Here is a 13,537-nt window from a genome sequence, read left to right on the forward strand (position 1 = left end):
GGTGGCTCGGCGGGCGTGCCGATGCGCTCGACGGTAGGAACCGGACGGGTGACGCCGGATCACCATCGGTGGTGATCCGGGTGGTGACCTGTCGTGTCACCGGACCGGCTCGCGGGCGGCGAGGTCGGGCCAGAGGCCGGGTCAGAGGTGGCCGAGCTCGCGGGCGCGTTCGACGGCGGCGCGGCGGGTGTTGACGTCCAGCTTGGTGAAGATGTGCTTGGTGTGGGTGCGCAGGGTGTTGACGGAGACGTACAGCTCGCGAGCGATGTCGGGGCCGCTGAGGGTGGTGGCGAGCAGGCGGAGGACGTCGAGCTCACGGTCGCTGAGCGCGTCGGGATGCGGGGCGTCCGGGGCGGAGGTCCGTGCGGACCCCGGGGGCGGGCGGTACGTGGCGTGCCGGAGGGCGCGGGCCTGCCCACCAGCGGTCGGGTGCCGCTCCACCGCCGGCAGGAGCCGCTCGAGCGGTTCACCCTCGTCGAGGAAGAGGCGGACGAACCCGGCCGGCACGCCGAGGGCGAGGGCCTCGGCCAGCCGCTCGACGGCCACCCGGTGGTCACCGCGGGCGTCGCTGCACAGAGCCTGCATCAGCCGGACCTCGACGAGGCTCGCGCCGCGACCGCCCCGGTCGGCGTCCCGAGCGATGGCGGCGAGGCGCGACTCGGCCTCGTCGAGTGCGTCGGCGACCGGGTGTGACTCCGGGCCGGCGATGTGCTCCGCGAGCAGCAGCCGCACGTAGGTGGCCTCGTTGAACTCGTCGAGGTAGCGCCCTGCCGGCCGCTGCTCGACGCCTGTGGCGGTCGCCCACTGCCGGGCGTCGGCCAGGCGGCCCTGGGCGATGAGGATGCGGGCCCGCAGGGCCGGAAGGGGGCGCACGTCGGGGAAGAAGCCGGCTCGGTACGCGTCGGCGGACTGTTCGAGCAGCCGCAGGGCTCCGTCGAGGTCGCCGAGCGCGCGGCGCAGGCGGGCGGCCGTCATCGCCCAGCGGTACCGGTTCTCCAGCAGGGACGCCGACTCACCCAGCGCGGAGGCCGCCGCGAGGTGTGCGTCGGCACGGTCGAGGTGGCCCTGCTCGACGAGGACGTCCGCCAGACCGACGTGGATGTCGCCGAGGGTCGCGAGGGCGGCGCCGGGGTGGGCCTCGGCCGCAGCGAGGGCCCGCTCGAACAGGCGCCTGGCCTCGTCGGGTCGCCCGCGGGCGGTCCACATGGCGCCCAGGGGCACGGTGCCGCCGAACTCGTCCGCGACGTCACCGGCGGCGGTGAGGTCCTCCAGCGCGCCCTGGAAGGTCGAGACCGCCTCGACGAGGTCACCGTCGGCCCAGGCGGCCATCGCGAGGAACCCGGCGGCCCCGCCCCGGGCCATGTGGTCCTCCGGTCCGCACAGGTCGAGGGCATGCCGCGCGTGCCACTGTGCCGCGGCGGTGTCGCCGCGTGCCTGGGCGGCGGACGCCCGGAAGATCGCGATGGTGGCGGGCAGCGTCCGCACCTCCTCGCGGGTGACCTCCGACGCGTCCGGCGCCGCGACCGGCGGGTGGGCGGCGAAGGCGGCCTCGGCCGCGGCGAGCCACGCATCGACACCGTCGAGGTCTGCTTCCACGAGCCGGGTCCACGCCCGGTAGGTGGCCAGCAGCGCCCGGGCCCGCACGGCGTCGTCGGGCAGGGCGGTCAGCCAGTCCCGGAAGAGTCGGTCGTGGCGGGTGCGCCGCAGGTCGGGCAGCGCCCACTCGACGAGGTCGGCCGCGTGGTCCGGGTCACCGGCGGCCAGGGCGTGCCGCACCGCGTCCCGGGGGCGGTCGTGTCCGGCGTGCCAGACGCTGGCCGCGTGGTGCAGCCGTGGGACGCGGTCGGGGTCGTCGGCGACCAGCCGGGCGCGGAGCGCCTCGACGAACAGGTGGTGGTATCGGTACCAGGTCCGTCGGTCATCGAGCGGGACGACGAAGAGGTTGGCTCGGTCGAGGGCCTCGAGGACCGCGCGTCCGTCGTGCCGGCCGGTCAGCGCGTCGGTGAGCGGACCGGTCAGCTCGTGCAGCACGGAGGTGTCGAGGAGGAACCGACGCACGTCTTCGGGCTGCTGCGCGAGCACCTCCTCCACGAGGTAGTCGAGGATGAACCGGTGGGTGCCGGCGAACTCCTGCACGAACGAGGCGCGGTCCTCCACGCCCTGCAGCGACAGGCCCGCGAGCTGGAGACCGGCCACCCAGCCCTCGGTCCGGTCGGCGAGCGCCTGCACGTCGGCCCGGGGCAGGGACAGGCCCATGACCTGGTCGAGGAACGAGGAGGTCTCGTCCGGGGTGAACCGCAGGTCGGCGGCGCGGATCTCGAGCAGCTCGCCCCTCGCGCGGAGGCGGGACAGGGCCAGTGGCGGGTCCGCCCGCGTCGCGATGGCCAGGGTGAGCCGGGGTGGCGCGTGCTCGAGCAGGAACGAGGTGATGGCGTGCGACTCGGGGGCGTCGATGACGTGGTAGTCGTCGAGGGCCAGGACGGTCTGGCCCTCGTGCAGGTCGAGGTCGTTGACGACGTTCGTGAGCACGGCCTGCGGTGGAGGCGCACCGCCGTCGGCCATGAGTCGCGACGCCTCCGGCAGGCCGCGGACGGAGGCGAGGGCGGCGACGACGTGCTCGAGCAGGCGTGCCGGGTCGTTGTCGTCGTCGTCGAGCGAGACCCAGGCGACGCTGCGTCGTTCGTCGGCGGTGGTGAGCCATTGCGTCAGGAGGGTCGTCTTGCCGAAACCGGCCGGGGCCGAGACGAGCACGACCCGAGGACGGGCGGCGCCGGCCAGGCGACCGCTGAGCCGGGGGCGCGCGACGAGACCGGGGCGCGCGGCAGGCAGGTGGAGCTTGGTCCCCAACACGGCCACGCGCCGAGTGTAGGAGTGCGGCCGTGCGAAGGTCAGCGAGATCGGCGGAGCGCGGGCCGTGGCCGGTGCCCGCTACTTCACTTCGGTGCGCCGCAGGGTGATGACGCCGATGACCAGCGGCGCGACGAGCCACACGGCTGCGGTGACCCCGAGCTGCGCCCACTGTTCGGCGCCGAAGCCGCCGTGGAACAGAGCGTCCTGGCTGTAGTTCGGGTCGACCCAGGGCTGCGCGGTGCGGAACCACTCCTGACCCATGGCCAGGAAGGTGAGCAGCGTCGGGGCGACGAAGGCGTAGACGAAGTAGGCGACGATGGCGCCTGCGGAGGCCCGGATCAGGACGCCGAACATGAAGCCGACCGCCATGAGCAGGGTGTTCGCGAGCGCGAAGTAGGCCAGGTCGACGGCGCTCTGGTCCCAGACGGGCTCGAGGCCGTGGACGGCGCTGCCCGCGAGGTTGCCGAGCGCACCGAGCGGGAACGCGAGGACCATGGCGAGGACGCCGACCAGGAGCATGGCGATGCCTTTGGCGAGGATGACGCGCCCGCGGTGCGGGACCAGGGTGAAGGTGCTCAGCCCGCTGCGTTGGGTCCACTCGGCCGTAACGGACAGGACGGCCATGAGCGGCAGCGTCACGCTCATCGGCTTGGCGATGGCCAGCGTGAAGCTGGCGTAGCTGAGCTGGTCTGCCGGCGCGAACGCGATGACGAGGATCGTCGTGGCCACGGCCGTCAAGGCCGTGCCGACCAGGAGCCAGAAACCGGAGCGCGTGTCGAGGGACTTGCGCAGCTCCACCCGGACCAGGCGGTGCACCGGGACGCGGGTCGGCGCGTGGAGAGGTCGTGTGGCGACCTGGGTGACGGGCTCGGGCAGGGTGGTGGTGCTCATGCGACAGCTCCTTCTCGCTGGGTCTGGGCGGTGAGCTCGAGGAACATCTCCTCGAGGCCGGCGCCCTCCGCGGGGCGCAGGTCGAGCAGGGCGACGCCGGCGAGGGCGGCCCGGCGACCGACGTGCTCGGGGTCGGCGTCGACGCGCAGCGTGCAGACGCCGCTGGTGGTGCGGGGGCCGTGGTCGGTGAACGTCGTTCCGGCATCCGCGAGCGCCGTGGCGAGGCGGGCGCGGTCCCGGGTCTGCACGAGGGTCCCGCTGGTCGCGAGCAGGTCGGACTTGGTGCCCTGGGCGACGATCCGGCCGTGGCCGATGACGACGAGGTCGTCGGCGATGACCTCGATCTCGTGCAGGAGGTGGGAGGAGAGCAGCACGGTGCCGCCGCGGTCGGCGTGGCCGCGCAGGAGGTCGCGCATCCACCGGATGCCCGCGGGGTCGAGGCCGTTGGCGGGCTCGTCGAGGATGAGGACCTGCGGGTCGCCGATGAGGGCGGTGGCGATGCCGAGGCGTTGCCGCATGCCGAGCGAGTAGTCGCGGACGCGTCGGGCCGCCTCGGTGTCGGTGAGGCCGACCGTGGCGAGCATCTCCGGCACCCGGTCGGACGGGAGACCCATCGTCTGCTGGGCCAGGGTGAGGGTCTCACGCCCGGTCCGGCCGGCGTGCTGGGCGGACGCGTCGAGCAGGACGCCGACCTCCCGGCCGGGGTTGGGCAGGTCGGTGAAGGCGCGGCCCCGGACCGTGGCGGTGCCGGCGGTCGGCCGGGTGAGACCGACCATCATCCGCATCGTCGTGGACTTGCCGGCACCGTTGGGGCCGAGGAACCCGGCGACGCGTCCGGGTCGGGCGGTGAAGGAGATGTCGTCGACGGCGACAGCCGGGCCGTAGCGTTTGGTCAGTCGATCCACGGTGATCATGAGTGGGTCCTTCTCTCGAGGTCGCTCGGTGCCGGGCCGTCACGACCGGGGTGGGTTCGCCGTCAGGGGCGTGGGCTTGAAGCCCTTGAACGTCATGTAGAGGCCGACGGTCAGCTCCCAGACGAAGATGAGCACGCCGCCGGGGGCCCACCAGACGGACCCGTGCTCGGTGGCGCCGAGGATGGTGGCGACGGTCGGGACGAGCAGCAGCGGGGCGGCGGCCAGGGCCATGATCGGGATGAAACGCGGCACCAGACGGGACCGGTAGAGGAGCGTGCCGAAGAGCACCGCGTTCATCACGGGCGCCAGGTTCGGCCCGAAGAGGAACGAGTAGTTGCGCATCTCCACCAGGCCGTGCCCGGTCGTCAGGAGGGCTGCCGTGTCACCGCCCGGGTTGCTCTGCCGGAGGGCGACGACGCCGAGGAGGGCGAGGACGCCGACCATGATGACGGCCGCCTCGTACATGCGGGAGGTGACGAACCCGAGGGCCATCGCATGGTTCTGCCGCTTGACCACCGGGTAGACGGCGACGGCCGAGCCGACGGCCGTGACGGCGTTCACGGTGTCGAGCAGGCACCCGATGATGACCCGGGTGTCCTGCCCCGGGCCGACGACGTAGAAGGGGTCGTCGAGGATCGGCTTGAGGAAGTACACGACTGCCGCGATCGACGAGGCGAAGGTCAGCAGGTAGCAGATGCCGGATGCCCGCGCGTGGTTGCGGGTCCAGTCGGCGGCGGGACGCCCGACGTTCGTCGGCGCGGTCGCGGTGGTGGTGGCCATGTCAGTCTCCTGGTGGGTCGGTCCGGTCGGTCGGGTCGGTTGGGTCGGTTGGGTCGGTGCGGGTGCTGCGGATTGCGGGGCGGTGGTGTCGGGGTCGTGCCGGTGCAGGGACAGCAGGGGGATGCCGATGTCGCCGAGCTGGCGCAGGAGCCCGTGGAGCGCCGCCTGGTCGGCGACCGGACCGCGCAGGACGGTCGTGCCGTCCTCGAGCGGAGCCAGGCTCATGCCGTCGAAGCGGCTCGCCCAGTGGGCCCCGAGCTGTCCCTGGAGGCGGATCTCGTACCACGCCCGGTCACGGCCGGTGTCGGCGATGTGGTCTGTCATGGCTCTCCTCGGGGCCGGCGCCGGGTCGGCGCTGCAGTGGTGGAAGGCTCGGTACGGCGCACGCTAGGAGCGGGGGTGGTGAGCGGGCATCACCGCATCTGGTGAGCGGCACGGTGAATCTGGGTGAGGCACGAGAGGTCACGGTGGGCGGAGCGGGGGAACCAGGCGCGGACCACGTGTTGCGCAGGTGCCGTGACCTGCGCTCTTCCGCCACGGGGATCGCCCAGGGCTGCCTACCGTGGGACCGGCGACCACCGCCCGTCCGGGAGCCGGTCGCCGGGGAGGCCGCACGTGCACGAGGAGTCCACCCACGCGGTTCGCCCATCCCGGCCCGGGCGCCGGGTCGGGCGGGGCTTCGTGGCGCTCTACACGCTCTCCTACCTGGGCACGTGCCTGCTGTTCATCGCGCCGCTGACGGTCACGCTGGCCCTCAAGGTGAACGACCTGGTCGGGACGGCGTCCGCTCCGAGCAGCCTGGCCCTCGTCGCCGGCGCCGGCTCGGCCGTGGCTCTCGTCGGCAACCCCGCCTTCGGCCGACTCAGCGACCGGACGACGTCACGATGGGGGATGCGCCGGCCGTGGATGGTCGGCGGACTGCTGGTGGGCACGGCGGGCATCCTCCTCGTGGCCACTGCCGCGAACGTCGCCACGGTGGTCCTCGGCTGGTGCATCGCGCAGCTGTCCTTCAACGCCGTCCTCGCCGTGCACGTCGCGGTGCTGCCCGACCAGGTTCCGGCGACGCAGCGGGGCCGGGTGTCCGGCGTCCTGGGCGTGTGCCTGCCCGTCGCCTCGATCGGTGCGACCTTCGTCGTGAGGATGTTCAGCGGTCACGAGCTGGCGATGTTCCTGCTGCCGTGCGCGATCGGCGGCCTCTTCGTCGTGGTCTTCGCCGCGAACCTGGATGACCGACGGCTCGAGCCCGAGGCGAGACCGGCGTGGACCTGGCGCGTCGCGGTCGACACGTTCGTCGTCGACCCGCGGCGTCACCCGGACTTCGCGTGGGCCTTCCTCAGCAGGTTCCTCCTCGTCATGGCGTACGCGTTCCTCACGACCTACCAGGTGTACTTCCTGCTGGACCGGCTGCACCGCACCGAGGCCGAGATCCCGAGCCTCGTGTTCCTGGCGACGCTGCTGCAGTCGTCCGCCGTCGTGCTGGCCTCGCTCGTGGGCGGGCGCCTGTCCGACCGGGCCGGGCGCCGCAAGGTGTTCGTGGGGGCCGCCGCGCTCGTGTACGCCCTGGCCATGGGGCTGCTCGGCGTCGCGTCCAGCGTCACGGGGTACCTGGTCGCCGTGACCCTCAGCGGCCTCGGGTTCGGCCTCTACTTCGCGGTCGACCTCGCCCTCGTCACCCAGGTGCTGCCGGATCCGGCCGACGCCGCGAAGGACCTCGGGGTCTTCAACTACGCCGGAGCCCTGCCGTTCGCGCTCGCGCCGGCCCTGGCCCCGGCCATCCTGTCGCTCGGCGCGGGAGGCTACGGCGTCCTGTTCGCCGTCGCGGCAGCCTGCGCGGCCGCCGGGGCGTTCGCCATCATCCCGGTGAAGGCGCTGCGCTGACGCCGGACGCCGGAGCGCGCACACACGCGTCGGGCGTCGGTGTCAGCCGTCGCGGCGGAGCAGGTCCAGCTCCCGGGCGCGGCTGACGGCGGCGCGTCGACCGCTGACACCGAGCTTGCTGTACACGTTCCGCGTGTGGGTGCGCACGGTGTTGAGCGACACGACCAGGTGCCGGGCCAGCTCCGGCCCGCTGAGGTCGGTGGCGAGCAGACGCAGAACCTCCAGCTCGCGCCGGCTGAGCGCGTCCACGAGGTCTTGACGCGGCGGAGGCGCAGCCTCCGTGGGTGGTGGGCCAGTGGGCTTGCTCGCCGCGAGCATCGTTCGGACGTAAGGCGATTGCTGCTCCTCGCGGTGGAGCAGCCCGACCAGCCGGGGCAGGTCGGCGGCGTGGTCGGTGAAGGGCCGGACCACGTGCTCCGGCCCACCCAGGCGCACCGCCAGCCGCAGGTGTTCGGTGGCGGCACCGGGGTCACCGGCCGCGGCCGCGGCGACTGCCTGCAGCAGTGCGATCTCCAGAAGGGTGCCGGCGCGGCCCCCGACCTCGCTGGACGTGTGCAGCCGGCCCAGGAAGGCCCGGGTCTCGTCCACGTCGTGGCGTAGCCCCTCGCGGTGCTCGGCCAGACGCACCGAGGCCAGGGTGACGTGCTCGTACTCGCGCAGGTACGACAGCTCGTCATCCGGTCGCAGCCCGTGCTCGACGGCCCAGCCCCGGGCCTCCCCCAGCCGACGGGCGCCGACGAGGACGCGTGCACGAGTGGCGTGCACCGGGCGGACGTCCGGCTTGAAGTCGGCGACGTAGAGCCGCTCCGCCTCGTCGAGCAGGGTCAGCGCCTCGTCGACGTCGCCACGGGCCGCGCGCACCAGGGCCATCGTCACCCGGACCTGCGCGGCGTGGGCCGGCATGCCCGCCGCGTCGCCGAGCTGCTGGGCGCGACGCAGGTGGCTCTCGGCGTCGTCGAGCACGCCGCGCTCCAGCGCGATGCCCGCCAGGCCGGTGTGCATGTCGGCCGCACCCCGCGGCGTCTCGTCCTCGTCCGCCACGAGGGCCAGGGCACCTCGCAGGGTCCGCTCCGCCTCCCCGATCCGGCCCTGGGAGACGCGGATGTCGGTCAGGGTCGTCGTGCATCCCAGGACGTCGGAGAGGTGACCGGCCTCGAGAAGCTCCTCGACGCATCGGGAGTAGCAGCGGTGCGTGGCCTCGACGTCGCCGGTCCGCCAGTGGGCCAGCCCGGACAGGCCCCACGCACCGGCGCGGGTGGGGTGGTCGTCGGGCGCCGCAGTCGCCGTGGCGAGCTGCACGTACCGCTGCGTCGCCTCGAGGTCCTCGCTCACCAGGGCGTGCGCCGCCCGGTAGAGCTGGACCTTGCCCGGTAGCCGAGCCAGCTCACTGGGGTCCTCCACCAGCAGCGCCACCGGGGCCGATCCGGCCGTGGCCGCGGCACGGTGCCGTTCGAGCAGGTCCTCGATCTCGTCGAGGCGCCGCGGCACGCTGTCGACCTCGTTGCGGGCCATGAGCCCCGCGACGAGGCCCATGGCCAGGGCCGGCCGGGAGCGGACGACGTCCTCGTGCAGGGCAGGGACCCAGGCGACGATCGTGCCCTCCTGTCGCTGACGGAGCAGGTCGGGGACAGCCCTCTCCATCAGCACGGCTGCACGCGCGAATTCGCTTGCCATCAGGGCGTGCCGGACCGCAGGGACCGGCTGGCTGTCCCGCTCGTACCAGGTGCTGGCGCGTCGGTGGAGCGTGCCCGAGGAGGGCACGGCGGGGTCCGACGCGGCGTGCGCGCGAAGGACGTCGGAGAAGAGGTGGTGGTACCGGTACCACTGCCGACGCGCGTCGAGCGGGACGACGAAGAGGTTCTGGCGCTCCAGCTCGCGCAGCAGCTCGCCGCCGCCCTCGCGACCCGTCACGGCGTCGCACAGCTTCCCGGTCAGTCGGTCGAGGACGGACGTGCGCAGCAGGAAGTCGCGAACGGGTCGGGGCTGCCGGCTCAGCACCTCCTCGACGAGGTAGTCGACGATGAACCGGTCGTCACCGGCGAAGCCGGCGAGGAACTCGCTGACGTCTGCGCGGTCGCGCAGCGAGAGGACGGCCAGCTGGAGAGCGGCCGCCCAGCCCTCGGTCTTTCCCTCCAGCGCGGCGGCGTCGGCGGGGGTGAGGTCGACCCCGTGGCTGCGCAGGTAGCTGGTCGCCTCGTCGCTGGTGAACCGCAGGTCGGCGGCGCGGATCTCGACGAGCTCCCCGTGCGAACGCAGCCGGCTCAGCGGGAGGCTCGGGTCGGCACGGGTGCTGAGCACGACGTGGGCGTGCGGCGGCAGGTGCGCGAGCACGAACGCGAGCCCGTCCGCGATCTCGGGGCCGTCGACCAGGTGGTAGTCGTCGAGGACGAGGACGAGGTCGTGGTCGAGGTCCGCGAGCCGGTTGAGCAGCTCGGTCAGCACGGCCGGCAGTGCTGCTCCCGCTGCCAGCAGCGGTGCGACACCGGCGGCGAGGTCCGGGTCGACGCCCGAGAGGGCGGTCACGACGTACGTCCAGAAGGCGTCCGGCCCGGCGTCCCCGGCGTCCAAGGAGAGCCAGGCCACCCCGCCCGGGGCGCGACGGTGCTGCACCCAGCTGGCGATCGCGGTGGTCTTGCCGAACCCGGCCTGGGCCGAGACGAGGGTGAGCTTCGTCGTCGTGCCGCGGTCGAGCAGGTCGCTGACGCGGGCCCGATCGAGCGCGCCCGCCCTGGAGCCGGGAACGTACAGCTTGCTGCTGAGCAGGGGACCCGTCATTCCTGCTCCGTTCGTGACACCCGGCTGGCTGCTTGCAGCGTAGAACAGCCGAGGCCGACACCAGAGGGGCTTCCGCTGGTCGCGAGCGCTACCGCGAGGAGCGAGTCACCAGGCGCACCCGGACCTTGTGCAGCTGCGGCATGAGTCCGTAGATGACGATGGGCACCGCGACGGTGGCGAGCACCAGGGTCCGCAGCACCGGGTTCAGGCTCACCAGCCAGCCACCCAGGGCCAGGTTGATGAGGGTCAGCGTCGGAAAGACGCTGAGCCAGATCATCAGGGCGAGCTGGTGCTTGGTCGGGGGCGCGACGGCCGGCGACGGGGCGTCCGAGCCGGGTGCAGGCGTGTGGGAGCTGGGCATGGGTGACCTCCTGGGTCGTGCGGTGGTGAGGACGCTCGTGCCGGGGCGGCACCGGGTCGGGTCAGGCGATTGATCCCTCGTCGAAGAGCGCGACAGCCGTGCGGATGTCGTCGTCGACGAGGTCGTTGTTGATGGCGATGGCGGTGGCAGACCCTTCGCCCGCGGCGGTGATGACCTGGGCCCGGGGGTCGGCCACGTTGCCGGCGACCCACACCCCGGGCACCGTGGTGGCACCGTCGGCGGCGGCCATGGGCCAGCCGTGCTCGTCGAGGTCGCACCCGATGCCGGCGAGGAGGTCGGTGTGAGGGCTGAACCGCGGTGGGACGAACAGCGCGTCACGCGGGACCACGCGACCGTCGCTCATCGCGACCCCGTGGAGGGCGTCGTCCTCGATGAGGAGGCGTTCGACGTCGCCCTCGACCACACCGATCGCACGGGCGACGAGCTGTGACCGGTCCCCCTCGGTGAGCAGTCCCTCGGGGACGAAGAGGACGAGGTCGGGCGTCCACTGGCGGACGATGTGGGCATACCGGACCGTCGTCGCGCCGTGCCACAGGACGCCGAGCCGCTGGTCCCGGACCTCCCACCCGTGGCAGTACGGGCAGTGCAGCACGTCCTTGGCCCAGCGTTCGGACAGACCCGGGACGTCGGGCACCTCGTCGTGAAGTCCGGTGGTGACCAGGACCCTTCGCGCGGTGATGCGCCGGCCGTCGGTGAGCGACGCACGGAAGCCGCCGCCGTCGCAGCGGGCCAGCTCTCGCACGGTGCCGCGCACGAGGGTGGCCCCGTAGCCGGCGATCTCCCGCCGGCCGACCTCGAGCAGGTCGGCCGGTGGCATCCCGTCGCGGGAGAGGAAGCCCTGCATGTGCGCCGCCGGTGCGTTGCGCGGGGCGCCGGAGTCCACGACGACGACATCGCGTCGGGCGCGACTGAGCACCAGGGCTGCAGAGAGTCCGGCGGCACCACCGCCGATGACCAGGACGTCGCAGGTGTTCATGGAGGCACTGTGCGGCGGCCCAACCGCGTCACGCCAGAAACGTTGCCGTTTCCGGGAACGGCGGCCGCTCCTGCGTCCGGGCAGTCCCGTTGCGCAGGCCGGCACGACGTCGCCACCATGTGTCCATGGACGACTCCGCTGCAGTCATCGCGCAGGCGATCGAGCAGGTCGGTCCGCGACTGAGGCTGCTGCGGGCGCACCGGGGCCTGACCCTGACCGAGCTGGCCGAGGCGACCGGGATCTCCAAGAGCACCCTGTCCCGGCTGGAGAACGGGCAGCGGAAGGCCAGCCTGGAACTGCTGCTGCCGCTGGCCCTCGCGTACCGGGTGCCGCTCGACGACCTGGTCGGCGCGCCGGAAGTGGGCGACCCGCGGGTGCGGCTCAAGGCCAGCAAGCGCAACGGCCGCACGGTGCTCCCGCTGACCCGGCAGCCCGGCGGCGTCAAGGCGTGGAAGATCATCGTGCCCGCCGGCAACAGCAGGCCCGAGCTCAGGACCCACGAGGGCTACGAGTGGCTCTACGTGCTCTCCGGGCGGATGCGTCTGGTGCTGGGCGATCACGACTCGGTGCTGCGCGCCGGCGAGGTGGCGGAGTTCGACACGCACGTACCCCACTGGTTCGGCAGCGACGGCACCGGACCGGCGGAGGTCCTCAGCCTGTTCGGCCCCCAGGGCGAGCGGGTGCATGCCCGGGCGCGACCCCCGGTGGGTGGGCAGGGAGAGCCACGGACCCGGTAGCGGAGCAGGACGGCGCGCCGGAGTGGCTGGGTCGAGGGTGGCCACAGCCCAAGGAGTCACCAGCGACGCCGAAGATGCGCGAGGCCGGCCTCGGGTACACCCCTGCTGGCCGGCCTCGCTCGGTGAGGTCGCGGAGTTCGACGGCGCCGGGTTCTGCACCTACAGATCGCCGCGCCCTTGGCCCTCCCACAGCCATCTCCACAAGCGCAACTGGTCCGACCCCTCCCTACGGACCTCTGGCCATCATGCGCTCGTCGGGACGAGATGGGAAGACCCACACAAATACCCGACCGAGCATGCGCGGGATACGGCCGATCCGGCGCCTCTCGCAGCGAGAAGCGCCTGCCGGGACGACGGTGGGTGGACGGCCCGAACTGGGGTATGGCTCGTTGTGGCGCCGCCGCCTGGGTGCTCCAGCAGTGCGGCTCCAGGCGGCGACGTGAGCATTCTGAGCAGCGACCGGCCGCTGCGCAACGTTCACCATCAAAGCGGTCACCGTACTTCGCGGACTGGAGCGGATGTGCGCGGGCAGGCGGGCTCCGGCACCGCGGCCACCGATTCCCGGCTCTCGTGCTGCTGGTCGCAGATGACCTCACAGCTCAGACGTAGTACCCCCAGTAGACGCCCGACTCATCCTTCTGGAGCTCGATCCCGTCGGGCTGCCCCAGCTGGAACCCGATAGTCATGAGGACCTCCTCGTACAGGTCTGCCTGGCCGACCTCCAACGTGTGGACCGTCGGACGATCGGGCCCCCCTGTCGTGTACCACGTGTGGCAGTAGAGGGATGGACCCCCTTGGACAGCATCGCGTAGCTGTTGGAGGTCGCCGGCCGCACCGTCCATGACGCGAATGCTGCGCGGCTCAATGAGGAGCCACGCACCGGCTTCCCCGGCTTGGACGTGCTCGGGCATTTCCGACGCGTCGAGCCAGCCCGGACCTGAGAACAGGTCGATGACAACGAGGCGCCGCATCATCTCGCGCAGCCTTTCAGGGGCGGGGATGGCTTCGGCGGCCGCCGATGTCGCGTTCCAGGCGCAGACCGTCACGCAGCCCCCGAGGAGTGGGCCACCCACGGGCGGTGAGAGCTGAAGCGTAATGTTCCATGGCTTGCAGCAGCGACGCGTGGGCGGCCACGAGGCGGTCAGGCGACGCCGGCCCGGCACGCAGCCTTCCGAGCTCCCCGCGAGCAGTGTGGAGGTCGTCCAGCAACGCTGACAGGGAAGGGCCGTCGGGCCGGGAGCCACGGAGCGGGTCGGCGGGCATGTAGGACCTCGACTCCCTCGCGGCCCGGGACGGTTCCGGCGTGCGAGACTCATCCCATCCTAGTTCCCCTTTCGGGTGAAGCTCATGGTCC

General features: G+C 72.7%; 10 protein-coding genes. 2 read left to right on the top strand and 8 right to left on the bottom strand.

Translation table 11 applies throughout. The features are described 5' to 3' along the window. Positions 1 to 141 precede the first annotated feature (141 nt). From AC3A5R_RS06470 to AC3A5R_RS06485, 4 genes are all read right to left on the bottom strand, one after another. Positions 142 to 2,856, bottom strand: coding sequence for a winged helix-turn-helix domain-containing protein (locus AC3A5R_RS06470; protein WP_487619905.1), 2,715 nt, complete (start codon positions 2,854 to 2,856; stop codon positions 142 to 144). Positions 2,857 to 2,928: 72 nt separating this feature from the next. Further along, a complete protein-coding gene (locus AC3A5R_RS06475) occupies positions 2,929 to 3,741 on the bottom strand; it encodes an ABC transporter permease (protein WP_487619906.1) in 813 nt (270 codons plus the stop codon). Then, complete coding sequence (locus AC3A5R_RS06480) at positions 3,738 to 4,655, bottom strand: ABC transporter ATP-binding protein (RefSeq protein ID WP_487619907.1); 918 nt, start codon at positions 4,653 to 4,655, stop codon at positions 3,738 to 3,740. Before AC3A5R_RS06480 ends, AC3A5R_RS06475 begins: the two co-directional genes overlap by 4 nt. A 39-nt stretch (positions 4,656 to 4,694) precedes the next feature. Continuing rightward, positions 4,695 to 5,759: a DUF4386 domain-containing protein gene (locus AC3A5R_RS06485; RefSeq protein ID WP_487619908.1), complete on the bottom strand. Its 1,065-nt coding sequence runs from the start codon at positions 5,757 to 5,759 to the stop codon at positions 4,695 to 4,697. Positions 5,760 to 6,050: 291 nt separating this feature from the next. Between AC3A5R_RS06485 and AC3A5R_RS06490 the strand changes: the two genes are divergently transcribed. Next, on the top strand, positions 6,051 to 7,313 hold the full coding sequence (locus tag AC3A5R_RS06490; protein ID WP_487619909.1) for an MFS transporter: 1,263 nt from the start codon (positions 6,051 to 6,053) through the stop codon (positions 7,311 to 7,313). Between the two features lie 42 nt (positions 7,314 to 7,355). Here AC3A5R_RS06490 and AC3A5R_RS06495 read toward each other — a convergent pair whose 3' ends face one another. The 3 genes from AC3A5R_RS06495 to AC3A5R_RS06505 all read right to left on the bottom strand — a co-directional run bounded on the left by AC3A5R_RS06495 (position 7,356) and on the right by AC3A5R_RS06505 (position 11,446). Beyond that, positions 7,356 to 10,088, bottom strand: a complete 2,733-nt coding sequence (locus AC3A5R_RS06495) for a winged helix-turn-helix domain-containing protein (RefSeq protein ID WP_487619910.1) — start codon at positions 10,086 to 10,088, stop codon at positions 7,356 to 7,358. Between the two features lie 88 nt (positions 10,089 to 10,176). Further along, on the bottom strand, positions 10,177 to 10,449 hold the full coding sequence (locus tag AC3A5R_RS06500; RefSeq protein WP_487619911.1) for a hypothetical protein: 273 nt from the start codon (positions 10,447 to 10,449) through the stop codon (positions 10,177 to 10,179). A gap of 61 nt (positions 10,450 to 10,510) precedes the next feature. Further along, entirely contained in the window at positions 10,511 to 11,446 is a 936-nt protein-coding gene (locus tag AC3A5R_RS06505) for an NAD(P)/FAD-dependent oxidoreductase (protein WP_487619912.1), read from the bottom strand. A 125-nt stretch (positions 11,447 to 11,571) separates the two neighbouring features. On the opposite strand from AC3A5R_RS06505, the gene AC3A5R_RS06510 reads away from it, so the two are divergent. After that, on the top strand, positions 11,572 to 12,183 hold the full coding sequence (locus AC3A5R_RS06510; RefSeq protein WP_487619913.1) for a helix-turn-helix domain-containing protein: 612 nt from the start codon (positions 11,572 to 11,574) through the stop codon (positions 12,181 to 12,183). A 599-nt stretch (positions 12,184 to 12,782) separates the two neighbouring features. Here the strand turns inward: AC3A5R_RS06510 and AC3A5R_RS06515 are convergent. Beyond that, positions 12,783 to 13,229: a hypothetical protein gene (locus tag AC3A5R_RS06515; RefSeq protein WP_487619914.1), complete on the bottom strand. Its 447-nt coding sequence runs from the start codon at positions 13,227 to 13,229 to the stop codon at positions 12,783 to 12,785. Positions 13,230 to 13,537 lie beyond the last annotated feature (308 nt).

The sequence above is a fragment of the Intrasporangium sp. Soil_C_50 genome (assembly GCF_057656595.1).

Bases quoted from the DNA above. Each gene is read 5' to 3' on its own strand.
- AC3A5R_RS06475 (WP_487619906.1), bottom strand. From the start codon at position 3,741: ATGAGCACCACCACCCTGCCCGAGCCCGTCACCCAGGTCGCCACACGA.
- AC3A5R_RS06480 (WP_487619907.1), bottom strand. From the start codon at position 4,655: ATGATCACCGTGGATCGACTGACCAAACGCTACGGCCCGGCTGTCGCC.
- AC3A5R_RS06485 (WP_487619908.1), bottom strand. From the start codon at position 5,759: ATGACAGACCACATCGCCGACACCGGCCGTGACCGGGCGTGGTACGAG.
- AC3A5R_RS06495 (WP_487619910.1), bottom strand. From the start codon at position 10,088: ATGACGGGTCCCCTGCTCAGCAGCAAGCTGTACGTTCCCGGCTCCAGG.
- AC3A5R_RS06500 (WP_487619911.1), bottom strand. From the start codon at position 10,449: ATGCCCAGCTCCCACACGCCTGCACCCGGCTCGGACGCCCCGTCGCCG.
- AC3A5R_RS06505 (WP_487619912.1), bottom strand. From the start codon at position 11,446: ATGAACACCTGCGACGTCCTGGTCATCGGCGGTGGTGCCGCCGGACTC.
- AC3A5R_RS06510 (WP_487619913.1), top strand. From the start codon at position 11,572: ATGGACGACTCCGCTGCAGTCATCGCGCAGGCGATCGAGCAGGTCGGT.